Origin of the sequence: Sphingopyxis panaciterrulae, assembly GCF_014199295.1 — a bacterium.
Classification (GTDB): Bacteria; Pseudomonadota; Alphaproteobacteria; order Sphingomonadales; family Sphingomonadaceae; genus Sphingopyxis; species Sphingopyxis panaciterrulae.
Genome location: NZ_JACIJH010000006.1, coordinates 126,265 through 147,479, shown reverse-complemented (window position 1 = coordinate 147,479; position 21,215 = coordinate 126,265). Strand labels below are relative to the sequence as shown.

At 66.0% G+C, this 21,215-nt stretch carries 17 protein-coding genes; 6 read left to right on the top strand and 11 right to left on the bottom strand.

Annotated elements, in window-relative coordinates:
* Nucleotides 1-4: 4 nt before the first annotated feature.
* A complete protein-coding gene (locus FHR21_RS11130) occupies nt 5-1,600 on the bottom strand; it encodes a tetratricopeptide repeat protein (RefSeq protein WP_246427172.1) in 1,596 nt (531 codons plus the stop codon).
* A 58-nt stretch (nt 1,601-1,658) separates the two neighbouring features.
* Complete coding sequence (locus FHR21_RS11125) at nt 1,659-3,314, bottom strand: 4Fe-4S dicluster domain-containing protein (RefSeq protein ID WP_184098222.1); 1,656 nt, start codon at nt 3,312-3,314, stop codon at nt 1,659-1,661.
* A 141-nt stretch (nt 3,315-3,455) separates the two neighbouring features.
* Here FHR21_RS11125 and FHR21_RS11120 point away from each other — a divergent pair, with 141 nt between their 5' ends.
* From FHR21_RS11120 to FHR21_RS11100, 5 genes are all read left to right on the top strand, one after another.
* Complete coding sequence (locus FHR21_RS11120; protein WP_246427171.1) at nt 3,456-4,214, top strand: uracil-DNA glycosylase family protein; 759 nt, start codon at nt 3,456-3,458, stop codon at nt 4,212-4,214.
* A 3-nt stretch (nt 4,215-4,217) separates the two neighbouring features.
* Nucleotides 4,218-5,984 (top strand): lytic transglycosylase domain-containing protein, encoded by a 1,767-nt coding sequence (locus FHR21_RS11115; protein WP_184098217.1) that lies wholly within the window; start codon nt 4,218-4,220, stop codon nt 5,982-5,984.
* On the top strand, nt 5,974-6,498 hold the full coding sequence (moaB, locus tag FHR21_RS11110; protein WP_184098215.1) for a molybdenum cofactor biosynthesis protein B: 525 nt from the start codon (nt 5,974-5,976) through the stop codon (nt 6,496-6,498). Before FHR21_RS11115 ends, moaB begins: the two co-directional genes overlap by 11 nt.
* 153 nt (nt 6,499-6,651) lie before the next feature.
* On the top strand, nt 6,652-7,737 hold the full coding sequence (locus FHR21_RS11105) for a PA0069 family radical SAM protein (RefSeq protein WP_420825279.1): 1,086 nt from the start codon (nt 6,652-6,654) through the stop codon (nt 7,735-7,737).
* A gap of 64 nt (nt 7,738-7,801) precedes the next feature.
* Entirely contained in the window at nt 7,802-8,092 is a 291-nt protein-coding gene (locus FHR21_RS11100; protein ID WP_246427170.1) for a GIY-YIG nuclease family protein, read from the top strand.
* 57 nt (nt 8,093-8,149) lie between these two features.
* Here FHR21_RS11100 and FHR21_RS11095 read toward each other — a convergent pair whose 3' ends face one another.
* The gene (locus FHR21_RS11095) at nt 8,150-9,754 is read right to left on the bottom strand and encodes a long-chain fatty acid--CoA ligase (protein ID WP_184098211.1); all 1,605 of its coding nucleotides are present in this window, start codon (nt 9,752-9,754) and stop codon (nt 8,150-8,152) included.
* Between the two features lie 96 nt (nt 9,755-9,850).
* Nucleotides 9,851-13,342 (bottom strand): DNA polymerase III subunit alpha, encoded by a 3,492-nt coding sequence (gene dnaE, locus FHR21_RS11090; RefSeq protein ID WP_184098209.1) that lies wholly within the window; start codon nt 13,340-13,342, stop codon nt 9,851-9,853.
* Nucleotides 13,343-13,560: 218 nt separating this feature from the next.
* Between dnaE and FHR21_RS11085 the strand changes: the two genes are divergently transcribed.
* Nucleotides 13,561-14,022, top strand: a complete 462-nt coding sequence (locus tag FHR21_RS11085) for a hypothetical protein (protein WP_184098207.1) — start codon at nt 13,561-13,563, stop codon at nt 14,020-14,022.
* Between the two features lie 61 nt (nt 14,023-14,083).
* On the opposite strand, the gene FHR21_RS11080 is transcribed toward FHR21_RS11085, so the two are convergent.
* The 7 genes from FHR21_RS11080 to tpiA form a co-directional block, all read right to left on the bottom strand.
* The gene (locus tag FHR21_RS11080) at nt 14,084-14,560 is read right to left on the bottom strand and encodes a glutathione peroxidase (protein ID WP_184098205.1); all 477 of its coding nucleotides are present in this window, start codon (nt 14,558-14,560) and stop codon (nt 14,084-14,086) included.
* Nucleotides 14,561-14,740: 180 nt separating this feature from the next.
* Nucleotides 14,741-15,418 carry an ABC transporter ATP-binding protein gene (locus tag FHR21_RS11075; RefSeq protein WP_184098203.1) on the bottom strand — a complete coding sequence of 226 codons (678 nt, stop codon included), beginning with the start codon at nt 15,416-15,418 and terminating at the stop codon, nt 14,741-14,743.
* Complete coding sequence (locus FHR21_RS11070) at nt 15,411-16,661, bottom strand: lipoprotein-releasing ABC transporter permease subunit (RefSeq protein ID WP_184098200.1); 1,251 nt, start codon at nt 16,659-16,661, stop codon at nt 15,411-15,413. Before FHR21_RS11070 ends, FHR21_RS11075 begins: the two co-directional genes overlap by 8 nt.
* A gap of 499 nt (nt 16,662-17,160) precedes the next feature.
* Complete coding sequence (locus FHR21_RS11065) at nt 17,161-17,844, bottom strand: Crp/Fnr family transcriptional regulator (protein ID WP_184098199.1); 684 nt, start codon at nt 17,842-17,844, stop codon at nt 17,161-17,163.
* A 22-nt stretch (nt 17,845-17,866) separates the two neighbouring features.
* Complete coding sequence (locus FHR21_RS11060) at nt 17,867-19,498, bottom strand: CTP synthase (RefSeq protein WP_184098197.1); 1,632 nt, start codon at nt 19,496-19,498, stop codon at nt 17,867-17,869.
* 112 nt (nt 19,499-19,610) lie between these two features.
* The gene (secG, locus tag FHR21_RS11055) at nt 19,611-20,036 is read right to left on the bottom strand and encodes a preprotein translocase subunit SecG (protein ID WP_184098193.1); all 426 of its coding nucleotides are present in this window, start codon (nt 20,034-20,036) and stop codon (nt 19,611-19,613) included.
* 277 nt (nt 20,037-20,313) lie between these two features.
* Nucleotides 20,314-21,063, bottom strand: a complete 750-nt coding sequence (tpiA, locus tag FHR21_RS11050; protein ID WP_184098191.1) for a triose-phosphate isomerase — start codon at nt 21,061-21,063, stop codon at nt 20,314-20,316.
* Nucleotides 21,064-21,215: the final 152 nt, after the last annotated feature.

The following is a 21,215-nucleotide window of genomic DNA, read 5'->3' as shown; positions in this document are numbered from 1 at the left end:
CGCCTCAGGGCGCAAGCGTCGCGGCGGTCAGTCCGTCGCGCAGCTTGGTCTCGATCCGCGTCGCCATGTCGGCATCGGCGACCAGCGCCGCGGCGCGCCAGACATAGCGCGCCGAAAACCGGTGCCCCGCCTTCCAATAGGCATCGCCCAGATGCTCGACGATCACGGCATTCTCGGGCTCGCCGCGCTGCGCCTTTTCGAGCAGCGGCACCGCCTCGTCGAGCCGCCCGGTCAGCACATAGGCCCAGCCGAGCGAATCGGTGATGCTCGGATTCTGCGGTTCCTTTGCCCAGGCGGCTTCGATCATCTTCAGCGACGCATCGACATCGCGGCGGCGCTCGATCGCCGAATAGCCGGCGAAATTCAGCACCATCGGATCGTCCGGCCCCAGTTTCAGCGCCCGGTCGATCAGCGGCTCGGCCGCATCCCAGCCCTGCGTCCGCAGCACCAGGTCGGCGCGCGCGACCAGCACTGCCGCACGCAAGGGGGCGTCGCCCACGCCCAGGCTCGCTTCGAGACGCCGATAGGCGCGCTCCGCTGCGGCATCATCCGCGGCCTCTCGCGCGATATCGGCGTAGCGCAACAACAGGCTGCGCGGCGTGTCCTCCGCCGCGGCCGCCCGCTCGGCAAGCACGATGGCGGCCGCCGGATCGCCCGCGTCGGCAACCAGTTCGGCGCGGCGCATCGTCAGCACCGGCGGCAGTGCTTCGTCACCGAGCAGCGCCAGCGCATCCGCCGCCTGCCCGTTGCGGACCAGCGCGTCGGTCAGAACCGCGCGCACCTGCCAGTCCTCTTCGTTCAGCCACCCCGCGGCGCGCGCGAACAGCAGCGGCACCGCCGGGCTGCCATGCGGCGTCCGGCCCAATCCATCGGCAAGCAGCGCCAGCCAGTGCGCGGCGCCGGCACGCGGCGTCGCGACCGGCTGACCCGACAGCAACGTCAGCGGGTCATCGCCTTCGCTCCGCGCCAGCGCGATCCGGCGCTCCAGCCCATCGGCCGCATCATCCCGGCCCGCGGCGCGAAGAGCCGAAACGACCCGCAGCGCAACGAGCTGGCTCGATCGGTCGGTCGGTTTGATCGTGTCGAGCAATGCGACGGCATCGTCTCCGCGCCGCGCGGCAAGTTCGACCAGCGTCGCTTCGAGAAGCAGCGCCGGCTCGGGCCGCGCCGCCGGGCTGGCGGCGATCAGGTGGCGCTCGGGCCGCTTCGCGCGCGCGCCAACGTCGATCCAGGCATTGATGGTCGGGGCGATAAGCCGCGCGATGACATCGACGCCCGCCTTGTCCTGCTGCCCCGCCAGATAGGTCCGTGCCGCCTTCCAGTCCGAGCGCCGCAGCGCATCGACGGTGAGGACGAGCTGCGCGTCGAAGCGCCGGTCGCCGCTGTCCCACAGCGCCGCCGCCGCGCTGCGCGCCGCATCGAAGTCGCCCGCCTGGATCGCCTGTTCGAGCATCCGCCCGCGCACACCCGGCAATCCCGGCGCCAGGCTCGATACCGTCCGCAGCGCCGACAGCGACGCCGCGGGATTGCCCGCCTCCTCGGCCAGCCGCGCGCGGACGAAGGCATCGAGCGCCTCCGCGCTGCCGTCGGTAGCGGCCATCCCGGGGGGCGCCGCCAGCGCTACCACCGCGAGAAAAAGGGAAACCGGCCGCCTGAGCTTACATATTGGGATAATTGGGGCCTCCGCCGCCTTCGGGAGTCACCCAGTTGATATTCTGGGTCGGGTCCTTGATATCGCACGTCTTGCAATGGACGCAATTCTGCGCGTTGATGACGAATTTGGGATCGCCCTCCTCCGCCCCGACGATTTCATATACCCCCGCCGGGCAATAGCGCTGCGCGGGTTCGTCATAGAGCGGCAGGTTGTATTCGACCGGAATCGACGGGTCCTTCAATTGCAGATGGACCGGCTGATCCTCCTCATGATTGGTGTTCGACAGGAACACCGAGGACAGCCGGTCAAAGGTCAGCACCCCGTCGGGCTTCGGATAATCGGGCTTGGGCATCATGTCGGCGCGATAGAGCGTTGTATTGTCCGGATGATGCTTCATCGTGAACGGCACTTTGATCTTCAGCGTCTCGAGCCACATGGTGATGCCCGACAGGATCGTACCCGCCAGATCCCCATATTTCTCGACCAGCGGCAGCACGTTGCGGACGACGCTCAGTTCCTTCTTGACCCAGCTTTCGTCATAAGCCGCCTGATAGGCGTCGAGCGTATCACCGGCGCGACCAGCGGCCACCGCCGCAAACGCCGCCTCGGCCGCCATCATACCCGATTTCATCGCGGTATGCGTTCCCTTGATCCGCGGAACGTTCAGGAATCCCGCGGTATCGCCGATCAGCGCGCCGCCCGGAAAGGCGAGCTTCGGCACCGACTGATAGCCACCGTCGCTGATCGCGCGCGCGCCATAGGAGACGCGCTTGCCGCCCTTCAATATCTTCGCGATCTCCGGGTGCGTCTTCCACTTCTGCATTTCCTGGAAGGGCGAGGTGTGCGGGTTGCGATAGTTGAGCCAGGTCACGAAACCGAGCGCGACCTGCCCATTCGCCTGATGATAGAAGAAGCCGCCGCCGTTGGTGTTCGCGTCGAGCGGCCAGCCCTGCGTGTGGATCACCCGCCCCGGCGCGTGGCTGGCGGGGTCGATGTCCCACAATTCCTTGACCCCAAGGCCATAGACCTGCGGCTCGCAATCGGCGTCGAGCGCGAATTGCGGCTTCAGCATCTTGGTCAGATGGCCGCGCACGCCCTCGGCAAAGAAAGTGTATTTCGCGTGGAGTTCCAGCCCCGGCGCATAATCGGGCTTGTGGCTGCCGTCGCGCGCGACGCCCATGTCGCCGGTCGCGACGCCCTTCACCGACCCATCGTCGTTGTAGAGGATTTCGGCAGCCGGGAATCCGGGGAATATCTCGACTCCCAGCCCCTCGGCCTGCTCGGCGAGCCAGCGACAGAGATTGCCGAGGCTACCGGTGTAGGTGCCCTTATTGTGCATGAAGCCGGGCGAGATGAACTCGGGCAGGCCGAATTTCTTTTTCCTGGTCAAGATCCAGTGCTGGTTGTCGTTGACCGGCACCTCGGCGAGCGGGCAGCCCTGCTCGCGCCATTCCGGCAGCAGCTCGTCGAGCGAACGCGGATCGATGACCGCCCCCGACAGAATATGCGCGCCGACTTCGGACCCCTTTTCGAGGATGCACACCGACACGTCGCTGCCTGCCTCGTTCGCGAGCTGTTTCAGGCGGATCGCCGCCGAAAGCCCCGCCGGCCCGGCGCCGACGATGACCACGTCATAAGGCATGGATTCCCGTTCGCTCACCGCTTTAACCCTTTCTGCCGTCCCCGCACCGATCGTTCACCGCAACCGGCGCTCATTCTGTCACGAATTGCGATGCCCGCCAATTGACGTATCCGTCAACTGCCTGTTTGAAACAAATTGATGGGTGGGCGAAATTCAGCCTTGCGGGCGGAAAGCTATTGCGACTGGTGGTCGCTGGCGGGCGTCGATGCACTGGTCGGCGAGGAGCCGGCCGGCTGGCTGAAGCTGCCCGTCGCCAACGATCCCAAGCCGAAGCCCAAGATCGTCACCGAAAACGAACCGCCCCCGCTCCCCGCCGCGCTTCAGCGTCAGGCGCCGGTCGAGGCGCCCACACCCAAGGGCCCGGTGACCTTTCCCGACGAATGGAACGCCTTCCGGACGTGGCTCGCGGAACATCCCGACGTTCCGGGCAGCCAGTGGGACGCGCGCCGCGTGCTGCCCGCCGGGGCGCCGGGTGCGCCGCTGATGATCCTGACCGCCTGGCCCGAGATCGACGATCAGCGCGATGGCCTGTTGTTCGCCGGCTCCGCCGGGACGCTGCTCGACGCGATGCTGCGTGCGATCGGAACGACGCAGGACGATTGCTACCGCGCCAGCCTTGCCGTCACGCGCCCGCCCGGCGGCCGTTGCGAGCCGAATGCCGCCGAAGAACTGGCGCGGCTGCTCCGCCACCATCTGAAACTCGCGCGACCGGAAAGACTACTGCTGATCGGCGGCGACATCCTCCGTATGGCCGCCGATATCGCGCTTCCCGATGCGCGCGGAAGGTTACTCGATGTTAACCATGACGGCGGCAAGGTGGCGGCCGTGGCAGTCGCGAGCCCCGCGATGCTGCTCGCCCGCCCGGCGCAGAAGGCCGCTGCCTGGGATAGTCTCAAACTGTTCAACCGGGGACGTTGACAGATGAAGATCGTGACCGCGGCGCTCGCCGCCCCTCTCCTTTTCACCGCCGCCGCCGCGACGCCAGCGCACGCGGTCGATGCCGGAAACCCCGGCACCGTCGTCGCGCCGCAGACGGTGCCCGACATTCTTTCGGGCAAGGAAAAGCAGCTCTACACACAGGTTCTCGCCGCGATCCGCGGCCAGCGCTGGGCCGAGGCCAAGGCGCTGCTTGCGGACGCGAAGGGCGGTCCGCTCGACGATTTCCTGCGCGCCGAATATTGGCTTGCCGCGAACAGTCCGCGCGCCGAGCTGTCCGACCTGATGCCAATCCTCGCGCGCTCGCCCTGGCTGCCGCAGGCGGCGCAGCTCGGCCGTCTCGCGACCCGGCGCGGCGCCACCGATCTTCCAACGCTGCCGCCCGAAGTCGGCCTGTCCTGGGCCGGAAGCGCGCCGCGCCGCATCGGCGCCGATTCGGTCAGCGACCCCTTCGCCGCCGGCCTCGCCGCCAGCATTCCCGACCGCATCAAGAACGACGACCCTGCCGGCGCCGAAGCGCTGCTCAACGTAGTGATCGACAAGCTCAGCCCCGCGGCGCGCGCCGAATGGACGCAAAAGGTCGCCTGGTCCTATTATATCGAGAATGACGACGCCAACGCGCTGCGCCTCGCGACCGACTGTACCGACGGCCAGGGCGCCTGGTCGACGCAGGGTGCGTGGGTGCGCGGCCTCGCCTCGTGGCGCCGGCACGATTATCGCACCGCGCTGGCCGCCTTCGACCGCGTCGCTCGCGAGGCGCCCGACAGCGAGTTGCGCGCCGCGGGCTATTACTGGTCGTCGCGCGCCGCGATCGCCGCCGGCCAGCCCGAACTCGTCGAGGGGCGGCTGCGCGCCGCCGCCTCCAATCAGGAAACCTTCTACGGCCTCCTCGCCGCCGAGGCGCTTGGCGAGCAGCCGAGCACCCAGCGCGAGAACGTCCGCCCCGACCGCAGCGCCTGGCGCGCGCTCGAGGCGCAGCCGAACGTCCGCGCCGCGATGGCGCTCGCCGAGATCGACGAAGACGTCTATGCCGGCGAGGCGCTGCGCCATCAGGCACGGGTCGGCAACCCGCGCCAGCACGAACAGCTCATCGGCATGGCGGAGGCGCTCAGCCTGCCCGAAACCCAGCTCTGGCTCGCGCACAACACGCCGCAGGGCCGCAAGCTCGCCCCCGCGACGCGCTATCCCCAGCCCAAATGGCAGCCCGACGGCGGCTGGAAGGTCGATCCCGCGCTTGTCTTCGCACACACGCTGCAAGAATCGCGCTTCCGCCGCACTGTCGTCAGCTCGGCGGGCGCCTATGGCCTGATGCAGGTACGCCCCGGCACCGCGCGCGATATCGCGCGCTGGGACGGCGACAAGATCAAGGCCGCGCTCAGCGACCTCAAGACCCCCGCGGTCAACATGGACCTCGGCCAGCGCTACCTGCAATATCTCAGCCGCGAATCGGCAACCGGCGGCCTGCTGCCAAAGGTCATCGCAGCCTACAACGCCGGCCCCGCCCCCGTCGCGCGCTGGGAGACAGAGGTGCGCGACCAGGGCGATCCTTTGCTCTACATGGAATCCATCCCCTATTGGGAAACCCGCGGCTATGTCGGCACGGTGCTCCGCAACTACTGGATGTACGAGGCGCAGCAGGGTAAGCCATCGGTCAGCCGCGCCGCGCTCGCGCAGGGCGAATGGCCGCGCTTTCCCGACGGCAAGGATCGCATCCGGCTGACCTACGCGGGCGGCCTCGGCCATGCCGATTGACGAAAGCCTGCCGTTCAAGCCCGTTCGCATCGCGATCCTGACGATTTCGGACAGTCGCAGCGCGGCGGAGGACCGATCGGGCGACAAATTGGAAGACTTGCTGACCGGCGCGGGCCATATTCTCGCCGCGCGCGCGATCATCCGCGACGAGGCCGACCTGATCGTCTCGCGCCTCCACAATTGGATCGACGACCCGGAGGTCGATGTCGTCATCACCACCGGCGGCACCGGCCTCACCGGCCGCGACGTGACGCCCGAGGCGCTGCGCCGCCTCGACGGCAAGGACATCCCCGGCTTCGGGGAGCTGTTTCGCTGGCTCAGCTACCAGAGTATCGGCACCTCGACGATCCAGTCGCGCGCCTGCGCCGTGGTCGCGCGCGGCACCTATATCTTCGCGCTCCCCGGCTCGACGGGCGCGGTGAAGGACGCGTGGGAGGGCATATTGTCGACCCAGCTCGACAGCCGACATCGTCCCTCCAATTTCGTCGACCTGATGCCGCGGCTGATAGAATAGCCCGCCCCATATCCGAAACATGTCATCCTCGCAAAAGTGGGGATCCAGGGAGATACGGACCAATCGTCGGCGAATGGGATTCTCGCCTCCCCGGGCGTGACGAAAAGAGCAAATGTTCTTTATTTGTTCTCAAAATCGCGATACGCTCGCCACGTGCCCGTCAAGCCCCTACCCCCGATCGCCGGCCGCGGCGCGCCGGCGAATCCGCGTCCCGTCCGCACCGGCTCGCTGGACCGCGAGGCCGACGGCGACTGGCTCGACGCGGCCGAGGCCATCGACGGCGATGCTCCGCCGCTGCGCACCACGGTAACCGCCGAGCATCCAAAGACGATCATCGCGCGCAATATGTCGCCCGACATCGGTTTCGATCGCTCGATCAATCCCTATCGCGGCTGCGAGCACGGCTGCATCTATTGCTTCGCGCGTCCGACCCACGCCTATCACGACCTGTCGCCCGGCCTCGATTTCGAAAGCCGCCTCTTCGCCAAACCCGACGCGGCGAAGCTGCTGCGACAGGAACTGGCGAAACGCAATTACAGGGTCGCGCCGCTGGCGATCGGCACCAACACCGACGGCTATCAGCCGATCGAGCGCGAATGGCGCGTCACCCGCTCGGTGGTGGAAGTGCTCGCCGAAACGAAGCACCCCCTGCTCATCACCACAAAATCCGACCGACTGCTGCGCGATATCGACCTGCTGGCACGGATGGCGAAGGACAATCTCGTCGGCGTCGCGATTTCGGTAACGACCCTGGACACGAAAGTCGCGCGCACCCTCGAACCGCGCGCCCCGCACCCGCGCCGCCGCCTCGCCGCGATCCGCGCCCTGATCGATGCCGGCGTCCCGACCCAGGTCAATATCTCGCCGATCATCCCCGCGATCACCGATCACGAGATAGAGGCGATCATGGCCGCCGCCGCCGATGCGGGAGCGATCCGCGCTTCCTATATCCTGATGCGCCTGCCGTTCGAGGTCGCGCCGCTGTTCCGCGCCTGGCTCGCCGCCCATTATCCCGACCGCGCCGACAAGGTGATGCACATGGTCCGGGACATCCGCGGCGGCCGCGATAACGACCCTGATTTCTTCAGCCGCATGAAAGGCCGCGGCCTATGGCCGCAACTGATCCGCCAGCGCGTCCGGCGCGCCGCCCGCCAACATGGCATGGACCGCAGCTTTCCTCCTCTACGCAGCGATTTGTTTCGGCCGCCGGAAAGGGACGGACAGATGGAGTTGTTTTAGGGTTGTTTTAGGACGTCGCCCCCGCAAAGGCGGGGGCCGCTGGCATATCATGGAACCGCAATCGATGAAACGCGCCCATGTCTACATCATGACCAACAAGCCGATGGGTGTCCTGTATATCGGCGTCACCAACAATTTGCCGGCTCGAATTTTGGCGCATCGATCCGGAACGGGCTCCGAGTTTTGCAGGAAATGGCATTTGACACGGCTCGTTCATGCCGAGCCGTTCGACCGGATCGACGAAGCCATTGTCCGGGAAAAAGCTCTGAAGAAATGGCAACGGGTGTGGAAGCTGCGTTTGATTTCAGAAGCCAACCCCGAATGGACGGATTTGTTCGGTCTCATCAATCGCTGAATCAGGCTGACGGCGGCCCCCGCCTCCGCGGGGGCAACGCTCTCTTCATTGCCTCCCTCAAACCCCCACCAGCGATTTCAGCCGGTAATCCTTATATTCGTCGCGCAACTGGCGCTTCAATATCTTCCCCGTCGCGGTGTGCGGCAGTTCGTCGACGAAGACGATCTCGTCGGGCAGCCACCATTTGGCGACCTTGTCCTTCAGATAGTCCACGATGCCGGCCTCGCTCACGTCGGCGCCGGGCTTTTTGACGATCAGCAGGATCGGCCGTTCGTCCCATTTGGGGTGATAGACGCCGACCGCCGCCGCTTCCTGCACGCCCGGCGCGCCGACCGCGGCATTTTCCAGCTCGATCGAACTGATCCATTCGCCGCCCGACTTGATGACGTCCTTCGCGCGATCGGTGATCTGCATGACGCCATCGGGGTGGAGCACCGACACGTCGCCGGTGTCGAACCAGCCGTCGGCGTCGGCGGCATCCTCGTCGGCGCGGTAATAGCGCTGGATGATCCACGGCCCGCGGCATTGCAGCCGCCCGCTCGTCGCCCCGTCGCGCGGCAGCACCCGGTCCTCATCATCGACGATCCGCAGTTCGACGCCGAACGGAGGACAGCCCTGGCGGCAGATGATGTCGACCTGCTCGTCGAAGCCCAGCGCATCCCAGTTCCATGGCCGCTTGCCCATCGTTCCGATCGGGCTGGTCTCGGTCATCCCCCATGCATGGCCGACATAGATGCCCGCCTTCATGAAGCGTTCGATCATCGCGCGCGGCGCCGCCGAGCCGCCGATGACGACGTGGCGCAGCGCGCCATAATCCATGCCGGTCGCGTCCATATGCGCGAACATCGCGATCCACACCGTCGGGACCCCGGCGCTGTGGGTCACGCCCTCGTCTTGCATCAGGTCGCACAGGACCTGCGCGTCGTTGGTCGCCGAAAAGACCAGCTTCGCGCCGACCGTCGCCGCGGCATAGGGGATGCCCCAGCTATTGGCATGGAACATCGGCACGATCGGCAGGATCACGCTGCGGCTCGACAGGTCGAAGGCGTCGGGCTGGATCTCCGTGATCGCATGCAGGACGTTCGAGCGATGCTCGTAGAGCACGCCCTTGGGATTGCCCGTCGTCCCGCTGGTATAACAAAGCCCGACCGGATCGCGCTCGCCGAGCGCCACCCACTCGAACCCGCCGTCCGCGGCCGCGATCAGGTCGCGGTAGGACAGATAGCCCTCCTGCGCCGGCGCGTCGAACAACACGAAATGCTCGACGCTCGAAAGCTGATCGCGCAATCGCTCGATGATCGGCAGAAAGGCCGCGTCGAAGAACAGCATCCGGTCCGCGGCATGGTTGATGATATACACAAGCTGTTCGTCGAACAGCCGCGGATTGACGGTATGCAGCACCCCGCCCATTCCGGCGGTGCCGTACCAGCTCACCAGATGATGCCCATGGTTCATCGCCAGCGTCGCGATGCGGTCGCCCTTGCGCATCCCCAGCCGGGTCAGCGCCGCGGCGAAACGGCGCGCATCGACGCCCGCCTCGCCCCACGTCGATCGCGTCATGCTGCCGTCGGCCCAGCGCGACACGATCTCTCGCCCCGCATGTTCGCGCGCGGCATGGTCGATCAGGCTGGTGACGAGGAGCGGCTGGCCTTGCATTCCCATTTGTCGGCATCCCTTTATTGCTGTTGCATAAGGGATAAGCGGGATTGCGTAGGACGCAAGAGGGCAAGCCCCGAAGGGCGCGCCCAAATGGGAGTATCAGCCGCGCACCCGGAAATCGCGCGGCGTATAGAGCGACAGTCCCGGCTCGACGATCCCTGCGACCAGTTCCAGCCGCGCGACGACGTCGGGATCGAGTGCGAAATTGCGCCCCAGGGTGACGCGGAGCGTCTCGCCCGTCGCGGGATCGTCGGTCGCGACGATCACGCGTCCCCGCGCACCCTCGCGTCGTTCCAGGATTCGCGCCATCTCTTCGATCGCGCTTGCCAGATCGACGCGGCAATCGAGTTGCAGCGCCGCGCTCGCCGCGATGTCGGCCAGCGGCTGCGCCCCACGCACCGTGACGCGCGGCGTCTCCTCGCCCTCCAGCAGGTCGAGTTCGACCGACAGCAGCGCGCAGCCGCCGTCGGCCGCCAGCGTTTCGAGGATCTTGCCCGCCCCTTCGTCGAAGCAGCTCGACTGGAACTGACCGCTGCGGTCAGACAGGGTCAGGTTCAGGAAGCGGTTGCCGCGTTGCGACACGCGCGGACGCGCGCTTTCGACCATCGCCGCCATCGTCGCCGGCACCCGCGTTCCCGGCGTCATCACCACATTCTCGCAGATATCGCCATAGGTGCGCGCGCCGCGCGCGGCGACGATCGCCTGATATTGCTCGACCGGATGCGCCGAGAAATAGAAGCCGAACGCCTCCTTCTCGCGCGTCATCCGCTCGCCGAGCGTCCAGGGTTCGGCGGCGGGAAGCTGGAGCACCGGCGCCAGGTCGATGTCGCCGCCGAACAGTCCGCCCTGCCCGGTCGAGCGCTCGTGCGCCGAACTGTTGGCGCAGGCGAGAAGCGCCTCGGCGCCGGCGAAGGCGCGCGGCCGGTCGGACTCGATGCAATCGAATGCCCCTGCACCGGCCAGCGCCTCGATCTGCCGCCGGTTGAGCAGCTTGGGGTCGATACGCCCCGCGAAATCGTCGAGACTCGCGAAATCGCCGCGCGCGCGCCGCTCGGCGACCAGCGCTTCCATCGCCTTCTCGCCCACGCCCTTCAGCGCGCCAAGCGCGTAACGCACCGTCAGCCCCTCGTCCGCGCGCCCGACCGAGAAATCGGCCTCGCTGTCGTTCACCGACGGGGGCGCCACCGCGATGTCGAGCCGGCGCATGTCGTCGATGAAAATCGACAATTTGTCAGTCTGGTGGCTGTCGAACGACATGGAGGCGGCAAAGAATTCGTGCGGATGATGCGCCTTCAACCATGCTGTCTGGTATGAGAGCAGCGCATAGGCCGCGGCGTGGCTCTTGTTGAAACCATAGCCGGCGAACTTGTCGATCAAGTCGAACAGCTCGTTCGCCGCCTTGGCGTCGATGCCATTATGCTCGCCACACCCTTTGACGAAGGTGTCGCGCTGCGCGTCCATCTCCGCCTGGACCTTTTTGCCCATCGCGCGGCGCAGCAGGTCGGCGCCGCCGAGGCTGTAGCCGGCGAGGATCTGCGCCGCCTGCATCACCTGTTCCTGATAGACGAAGATGCCATAGGTTTCGGCCAATATGCCTTCGAGCAGCGGATGCGGATAGGCGATCGCCTCGCGCCCGTTCTTGCGCGCGCCGAACAGCGGAATATTGTCCATCGGTCCCGGCCGATAGAGAGCGACCAGCGCGATGATGTCGCCGAAATTGGTCGGCTTCACCGCCGACAGCGTGCGCCGCATCCCCTCGGATTCGAGCTGGAACACCCCGACCGTGTCGCCGCGCTGGAGCAGTTCATAGACGCCCGGATCGTCCCAAGCGAGCTGGTCGAGATCGACGTCGACCCCGCGCAGCGCGAGAAGCCGCCGCGCCTCCTTGAGCACCGACAGCGTCTTGAGGCCCAGGAAGTCGAATTTCACCAGCCCTGCGGTCTCGACATATTTCATGTCGAACTGCGTCACCGGCATGTCCGAGCGCGGGTCGCGATAGAGCGGGACGAGCTGGTCGAGCGGCCGGTCGCCGATCACCACGCCCGCCGCGTGGGTAGAGCTGTGCCGTGGCAGGCCCTCCAGTTGCCGCGCCATGTCGAACAGGCGGCGGACCCCGTCATCCTGCTTATATTCGGTCATCAGCTCGCTGACGCCGTTCAGCGCGCGTTCGAGCGTCCAGGGGTCGGTCGGATGATTGGGCACCAGCTTCGCCAGCCGGTCGACCTGACCATAGCTCATCTGGAGGACGCGGCCAGTGTCCTTGAGCACCGCGCGCGCCTTCAGCTTTCCGAAGGTGATGATCTGCGCGACAGTGTCGCGGCCGTATTTCTCCTGCACATAGCGGATGACTTCGCCGCGCCGCGTTTCGCAGAAGTCGATGTCGAAGTCGGGCATCGACACGCGCTCGGGGTTCAGGAAGCGCTCGAACAGAAGGCCGAGTTTCAGCGGATCGAGGTCGGTGATCGTCAGCGCCCAGGCGACGACCGACCCCGCGCCCGAACCGCGCCCCGGCCCCACCGGAATATCGTGCGCCTTCGCCCATTTGATGAAATCGGCGACGATCAGGAAATAGCCGGGAAAACCCATCTGGGTGATGACCCCGACCTCGAAATCGAGCCGCGCGACATAGGCGTTCCGCTCTTCTTCGCCGAGGTCAGGATAGAGCGCCAATCGCGCCGCCAGCCCCGCATGCGCGTCGCGTGCGAGCTGTGCCGCCTCGCCCTCGCGGTCGCCGGCGAGGCTCGGCAGGATCGGCTTGCGCTTGGGCGCCATGAAGGCGCAGCGCTGCGCGATGACCAGCGTGTTGCGGATCGCCTCGGGCAGGTCGGAAAAGGCATCTTCCATCACCTCGGCGGATTTCAGCCACGCCTCCGGATTCGAGGCGCGCCGGTCCTCGCTCTCGACATAGGCCGACTGCGCGATGCACAGCATCGCGTCGTGCGCAGGGTGGAACTGCGGCTCGACGAAATTGGCGGGGTTGGTCGCAACCAGCGGCAGCGCGCGGGCATAGGCGAGGTCGATCAGCGCCTTTTCGGCCGCCGCCTCGGTCGCGTCGCCGCGCCGCGACAGTTCGACATAAAGCCGCCCGCCGAACAGCGCCTCGAGCTGCTCGACATACGCCTCCGCCGCGCTCTGCTGCTCGCCCGCCAGCAGCCGCGCCAGCGCGCCCTCGCCGCCGCCGGTCAGGCAGATCAGCCCGTCGGTCCGGCCCGCAAGCGCCGACAGCACGACATGCGGCTCCTGCTCGATCGGCCGGTCGAGGTGCGCCGCCGACACCAGCGCGCAGAGATTGTTGTAGCCCGTCTCGTCCTGCGCATAGAGCGCCAGCCAGTCGATCATCGGCGCACCGTTCGCCAGCCGCTGTCCCGGCCGCGCGACGCTCAGGAAGGCACCGACGATCGGCTGCACCCCCGCCGCCTTGCACGCCTCGCCGAACGCCATGACGCCATAGAGCCCGTTACGGTCGGCGACCGCCACCGCCGGAAACCCCCGCTCGCGCGCCGCTTTCGCAATGGCTTTCGGGTCGATCGCCCCCTCCAGCATGGTGAAACTGGAAAAGACGCGCAGGGGAACGAACGGGCTGTAGGCCATGGAGGGACGCTAACGCGACAGCGTTGATTCGCCTACCTCGCGATTCACAAAAAGCGTCGCTGCGAGAAATCAAAGGCAACGCGGGAATCTCCCGCCATCGACCTCACGCGCTTCCGATGAACACGACAAAAACTGCTGAAAGCCAATAAACTGCTGAGAGCAGTTTACAGGAGTTTTTTGTTACGATATCCCTCCGTCTTCGAGTGAGGAGAATCGAGATGACGAAATTGGTGCCAATCGAAATTGACTTTGATATCCACAAGTTGATTGAAGGAGAGCGGAAAGGCTTTGATGAGCCGCAGTATATCGCTCTACGTCGTTTGCTAAAGCTGCCCGATGATGAAGCTATTGAATCTGTCGAAAGTTCGACCATTGGTGAGGGGCGGTCATGGCGGGAAGGGTTTGTTGAAGTTCCTCACGGAACGCTCGCACGCATGGAGTATGACCGGGGTCGCCAAGTTTACGAGGGCAAATTTCTAAACGGCAGGATCGTTGTTGGAAGCAATAGCTTCGAAAGTCTGTCGGAGGCTGCCAAGGCGCTCGCGGTCAGCAAAAAGGGGAACTCTCCTAGCCTCAACGGCTGGAAGTATTGGTCGGCAAAGTTACCGGGCGAGCACAAATGGCGGACGCTCTGGGACATGCGCGCCGAAGCACAGAAGAGGATTAAGATAAATCTGTAGGTAAGACTGCGTGAGCAGCGCGGGAGTACGGCGATAATTTACTTAACTTCCGAACGCCATTCTATCCCAGCAATTCCTCAATCTCTTTCCTCAACTGCTCGGGCTTCGTCGTCGGCGCATGCCGCGACACGACCTTCCCCTCGCGATCCACCAGGAATTTGGTGAAATTCCACTTGATCCCGCTGCCGAGCAGGCCGGTCTGTTCTTTCTTCAGATGCTTGAAGATCGGGTCCGCTCCGTCGCCGTTGACGTCGATCTTCGCCATCAGCGGGAAGGACACGTCATAGGTCAGCGAACAGAAATTCGCGATCTCCGCTGCATCGCCCGGTTCCTGCGCCCCGAACTGGTTGCACGGAAAGGCCAGCACCTCGAACCCGCGATCCTTGTAATCGCGATACAGCGCCTCCAGCCCTTCATATTGCGGTGTGAAGCCGCATTTCGACGCGGTGTTGACGATCAGCAGCACCTTGCCGCGATACTCCGCCATCGGCTGTGTCCCGCCGCCTGGCAGCGGCGCCGAAAGATCGTAAAATGCCATTTGCGTTCCCCTCCAATCCCCTCCCCTTCAGGGGAGGGGCAGCGAGACTTGGCAGCTTGCTGCCTAGTCGCAGCGGGGTGGGCCGCAACGCCTCGGCTCTGCCCACCCCGCTGCGAGTAACGAGCAAGCTCGTAACTCTCGCTGCCCCTCCCGCAAGCGGGAGGGGTTAACGGTTGGAAACTACCCCTCGATATGCCCTTCGTGCAAGCGCCACACGCGGTCCATCTTCGCCGCCAGCCGCTCGTTGTGCGTCGCGACCAACGCCGCCGAGCCATGATCGCGCACCAGCTTGACGAACTGGTCGAACACGCGGTCGGCGGTGGCCTCGTCGAGGTTGCCCGTCGGCTCGTCGGCGAGCACCAGCAGCGGCCGGTTCGCCAGCGCGCGCGCCACCGCGACGCGCTGCTGCTCGCCGCCCGACAGCTTGCTCGGCTTGTGGTGCAGCCGCTCGCCAAGCCCCAGCCGGCCGAGCAGGTCGGCGGCGCGCTCCTCGGCCTCCGCCTGCCGCGTGCCGCGGATGAGCTGCGGCAGCACGACATTCTCGAGTCCCGTGAAATCGGGAAGCAGATGGTGGAACTGATAGACGAAGCCGATCTTCTCGCGCCGCGTCTTCGTCCGCTCGCCCTGCCCTAGCCGCGTGACGTCCTCGCCGTCGATGCGGATCGTCCCCTCGAAGCCGCCTTCGAGCAGACCGACCGCCTGCAGCATCGTCGACTTGCCCGATCCCGAGGGGCCGAGCAGCGCGACGATCTCGCCGCGTTTCAGTTCCGCGTCGATGCCGCGCAGCACGTCGATCGTCACCCCCGCCTGGGTGAAGCTGCGCCTCAAACCGGTCAGTTCGAGCGTCGCGTCAGTCATAGCGGAGCACCTGCACCGGATCGGTATTCGCCGCCTTGAACGCGGGGTAGAGCGTCGCGAGGAAGCTGAACAGGATCGCCATCACCGCGATACCGACGATCTCGACCGGATCGGGCTTCGACGGCAGTTCGGTCAGAAAACGGATCGAGGGGTCCCACAAAGGCTGGCCGGTGATGAACTCGGCGCCGCGCAGCACGCCCTGGCGGAAATAGAGTAGCGAAAAACCGATAATCATGCCGACCGCGGTGCCCGCGATGCCGATCGACAGGCCGATCGCCATGAAGATGCGCAGCACCGCGTCGCGCGGCGCGCCCATCGTGCGCAATATCGCCATGTCGCGCGTCTTCGCCCGCACCAGCATGATAAGCGACGACACGATGTTGAAGGCGGCGACGAGGACGATCAGCGACAGGATCACGAACATCGCGACGCGCTCGACCGACAGCGCCTCGAACAGGCTGCTGTTCATCTGCCGCCAGTCGGTGACGACCGCCTGCGCCGCGACCTTCTCGCGCAGCGGTTCCAATATCTCGCCGACCTTGTCGGGGTTGGTCGTCTTGACCTCGATCATCCCGATCTGGTTGCCGGTCAGCAGCAGCAATTGCGCATCCTCCATCGGCATGACGACGAACAACTTGTCGAAATCATAGATGCCGATCTCGAAGATCGCCGACACGCGATAACCGATCTCGCGCGGCACGGTGCCGAAGGGGGTCGAGCGTCCGGCGGGGTTGATGATCGTGATCGTCGATCCGACCTGCGCGCCCAGGTTGCGCGCCAGTTCGCTGCCGATCGCGACATTGCCCGATCCGGGCGTCAGCGTGTCGAGGCTGCCCTGCAACACCTTGCCGTTCAGGACTTCGTTCCGCTTGATGTCGGACACCAGCATGCCGCGCACCAATATGCCCTCGACGCGGCCGTTCGAGGTGCCGAGCAAAGGCTGCTCGATCAGCGGCGTCGCGGAGGTCACGCCCGGCGTCGCACGCGCCTGTTTCAGCACCTCCTGCCAATTGTCGAGCCGCCCGCCGAAACCCTGCACCACCGCATGGCCATTGAGGCCGACACTCTTCTCGAACAGATCGGCGCGCACGCCGTTCATTATGCTCATCACGACAACGAGCGCCGCGACGCCCAGCATCACCGCGACGAAACTGAACGCCGCGGCGACGAAGATGAACCCCTCGCCCCGCTGCGGCAGCATATAGCGTTTGAAGATGGCGCGTTCGTAAGGACGCAGGAGCATCGGCTTTTTCGGTCCTTCAGAACATGTGCTTGGCGACACACATGCGGCCGCTTTAGGGGCGTGTCACGCGGCTGGCAATGGGCGCGGGGCACGAGTCATATTTGCGAACGATTCGCAAAATATGTTGCCGATCCGCCACAGGAGGTGGCAAAAGCATCGCCAAACCCGTCCCGAAGCGTGACAAAGCGTATCCTTGCTCCTAGCGACGGGGTTCTGGTTCAACGCGGCCCAAAGGCCCGGCTCCAGGGAGTGCAGGCCATTCGCCTGGCCTGCATCAAGGGGGATGGCGACGTTCGTCACAGGCGCCCGGGTCTCGAAGGAGGCCCGGGCGTTGTGATTCCGGCGTGGAGCGTCGCCCTGCGAAGGCGGGGAGCAATCCCTTCATCCGTCACCCCGGACTCGATCCGGGGTCCCGCTTTTCGGACGTTGCTGAGCGGGACCCCGGATCGAGTCCGGGGTGACGATAAATGACTTCGTCGTTTGCGGCCCCGGCCGCCCCTTACCCCTCAACCTCGCTGATATCCTCCAGCATCTCGGGGTCAAGCACGCGCACCCGGCCCTGTTCGAGCGCGATGACCCCCGATTCCTCCCACGCGCGCAATTGGCGGTTGATATGCTCGCGGCTCATCCCGGCGAAATTGCCCAGCTCGGTCTGGCTCAGCTCGACGCGGTGCGACGCCTCGACATCCTTGCGGATCAGCCGCTTCAGATAGCGCGCAAGCCGGGGGCCGGAGGCATAGGCGCGGTCGCTCTCGATCGTCTGGTCGGCGGTGCGGAGCCGCCGCGCGAGTTGCTGCATCAGCGACCAGGCGAAATCGGGATGACTGGTCACGAAATCGCGCATCGCGTTGCGCCCGAGCTGAAGCGCGGTCCCCGCGCTCGTCGCGGCCACCGACGCGGTGCGCTCGCCGCCGTCGAGCAGCGCGATTTCTCCCAGCACCGCACCGGGCTCGGCATAGGCAAGCACGATCTCGCGTCCGTTCGCGGTCAGCATCGACACGCGCGCGCTGCCCTCGGTCAGGATCAGCAGGCTGTCGCCCGCCTCGCCCTGGCTCAGCAGTTCCTTGCCGCGCGCGAAGCGGACCTCCACCGCGCGGCCCGCGATGTCGGCCCAATCCTCGACGGTCAGGCCGGAAAAGATGCTGTCGGGGTCCTGCAGTCCGGCGAGTTTCGCATGATCCATCGGCCCCGTCTCCCTTTGCCGGTCAGACCAGCCGGCTCTGCTTCACCGCCGCCTCGATGAATCCCTTGAACAGCGGATGCGGGTCGAAGGGCTTGGATTTCAGCTCGGGGTGGAACTGCACCCCGATGAACCAGCTATGATCCGGCCGCTCGACGATTTCGGGCAGCATGCCATCGGGCGACAGGCCTGAAAAGACCAGACCGCCCTTTTCGAGGCTCTCGCGATAGGCGCCATTCACCTCGTAGCGGTGACGGTGGCGTTCGCTGATGTCGTTCGCTCCATAAATGCTTGCGACATGGCTGTTGGGCGACAGCTTCGCCTCATAGGCGCCCAGCCGCATCGTCCCGCCCATGTCGGTATCGGCGCCTCGTTTCTGCAACCCCTCGGCGCTCATCCATTCGGTAATCAGGCCGACAACCGGCTCGTCGGTGGGGCCGAATTCGGTGCTCGACGCCTTTTCGATGCCGCTCGTGTTCCGCGCCGCCTCGATGCACGCCATCTGCATGCCCAGGCAGATGCCGAAGAAAGGCACGTTCCGTTCGCGCGCGAAGCGGACGCTGGCGATCTTGCCCTCCGACCCGCGCTCGCCGAAACCGCCGGGCACGAGGATGCCGTGCATCGGCTCCAGATTGGCGGCGAGGTCGTCGTCGGTCTCGAACATCTCGGCGTCCAGCCAGCGGATATTGACCTTGACCCGGTTCGCCATGCCGCCGTGGATCAGCGCCTCGTTGAGGCTCTTGTACGCATCGGGCAGCGAGACATATTTGCCGACGACGCCGATCGTGACCTCGCCCTCGGGATGCTGCTTGCGGTCCATGATGTCGTACCAGCGCGACAGGTCGGGCTCGGGCGCATCGTGAATGCCGAAGGCGCGCAGGACCTCGCTGTCGAGCCCTTCGCCATGATATTGGACCGGCACCGAATAGATGGAATCGGCGTCAAGCGCGGGGATCACCGCTTCCTTGCGCACATTGCAGAATTGCGCGATCTTGGCGCGCTCGCCGTCGGGCAGCGGCTTTTCGCAGCGGCACAGCAATATGTCAGGCTGCACTCCCAGCGACGCGAGTTCGCGCACGCTATGCTGCGTCGGCTTGGTCTTCAGCTCGCCCGCCGCGGCGATATAGGGCACCAGCGTGACATGGACCGAGATCGAGTTGACACGTCCCACCTCGTTGCGAAGCTGGCGGATCGCCTCGATGAAGGGCAGCGATTCGATGTCGCCGACCGTGCCGCCAATCTCGCACAGCACGAAATCGAGATCGTCGGTATCGGCCTGCGCGAAAGCCTTGATCGCGTCGGTGACGTGCGGGATGACCTGCACCGTCGCGCCCAGATAATCGCCGCGCCGTTCCTTGGCGATGATGCCCTGATAGATGCGGCCCGAGGTGACATTGTCGCTCTGCCGCGCCGCGACGCCGGTGAAGCGTTCGTAATGCCCCAGGTCGAGGTCGGTCTCCGCCCCGTCGTCGGTCACATAGACCTCGCCGTGCTGGTAGGGCGACATCGTGCCCGGATCAACGTTCAGATAGGGATCGAACTTGCGAATGCGCACGCGAAATCCCCGCGCCTGCAACAGGGCCGCGAGGCTTGCCGCCATCAGACCTTTGCCAAGGGAGGAGACCACGCCGCCGGTGATGAAAATGAACCGCGCCATGGGAGGAAAGACTTACTCAAAGGAGGGGTGACGGCGCAAGCCGTCGAATCACATGCGGCGGAAAAAATTCCGCCGCGCGAGGGAGGTGCGCCGCCGCGAGGGGCCGTGCAGCCTATTTCTTGGCGGGAGCATCCTGCGCAGGCGCCTGCGCCGGCTGGTTCGCCGCGGCGGCTGCGGCCGCCAGCGGGTCGTTGCTCGCCGGCGCGGTCGCCGGCTGCTGCGCCGGGCCGGTCAGCGACGAGGCGGGCGCGCCGCTCGACTGCTGCGCGGTCTTCGACAGCGAGGTATCGATCGTCGAGCCGCCGCGCCCGACCGACGCCATCGCGGCGAGGACGATCGACAGGCCGACGAACAGGGTCGCGAGAACCGTCGTCGCACGGGTTAGAAAATCCGCGGCGCCGCGCGCCGAAAGCAGGCCCGCCGGGCTGCCGCCGACCCCCAGCCCGCCACCTTCCGACTTCTGCATCAGGATGACGCCGATCATCACGGCCGCGATCACGGCCTGGACGACGAGCAGGAAGGTGAAGAGACTGGACATCGAAATTTCCCGAAAAGCTGGCTGACCCCGCGCGGGCCATGGTTGCCCGCGCACATAGAGGCGAAGCGACGCGGCTTCAAGCCGCGAGTGCAGAACCCCTTCCCTTCCTTCGATGCGCGCCGAACTCGCCACATGGCGTCACCCTGAACTTGTTTCAGCATCCATGGCCGGCCCTCGAAATTGGCGCCGCGTGGGATAGAGAGGCCTGGCCATGGATGCTGAAACAAGTTCAGCATGACGAAGCAGAATGGACGGTGGGCTACGGACGGACGGCTTTCTACTCCAACCCCGCCGCCGCCTCGACGATCGGCAGGAATTTCGCCGCGGTCAGGCTCGCGCCGCCGACCAGCGCGCCATCGACGTCGCCCGCCCCGAGCAGTTCGGCAGCGTTCTCGCCATTGACCGAGCCGCCATAGAGCAGGCGCAGGTCCGCCGCGCCGGCGCCGATGCGTTCGGTGAGCGCGGCGCGGATCGACCCGTGCATCGCCGCCACATCCTCGATCGTCGGGACCAGTCCGGTGCCGATCGCCCAGATCGGTTCATAGGCGATCGCCAGCCGCGAGCGGTCGAACCCGTCGGGCAGCGACTGGCGCACCTGCGCCAGCACATAATCGATCGCATCGCCCGATTCGCGCACCTTGCGCGGCTCGCCGACGCACAGGATCACCGACAGGCCCGCGGCCAGCGCCGCTTCGGCCTTCGCCTTCACATCGCCGTCGCTCTCGCCATATCCCTCGCGCCGCTCGCTGTGGCCCACGATGACCAGCCGCGCGCCCGCATCGGCCAGCATCGGGGCCGAGACCGATCCGGTGAAAGCGCCCGACGCTTGCACATGGCAATCCTGCCCGCCGACCGTGCCGCCCTCCGGCAGCGCCGCCATCGCGCCGATCAGCGTGAAGGGCGGGCACAACGCGACGTCGACGGCGGCATGGCCGCGCGCCGCAGCAAAGATCGCCCCGGCCTCGCCCAGCGCCTCCGTCAGCCCGTTCATCTTCCAGTTGCCGACCACATATTTGCGCCGCGCCATCATGCTCTCCTCGTCGATCATGGCCCTGTTGGGGAAGGCCCCTAGCCGCGCCCACCCCGACCAGCAAGCCGGCGAAAGGCCTGGTGGTGAGGAAGCTTGGATTTGGAAGGCGCAATTCCCTGTCTCGTCACCCAGGACTTGATCCGGGGTGA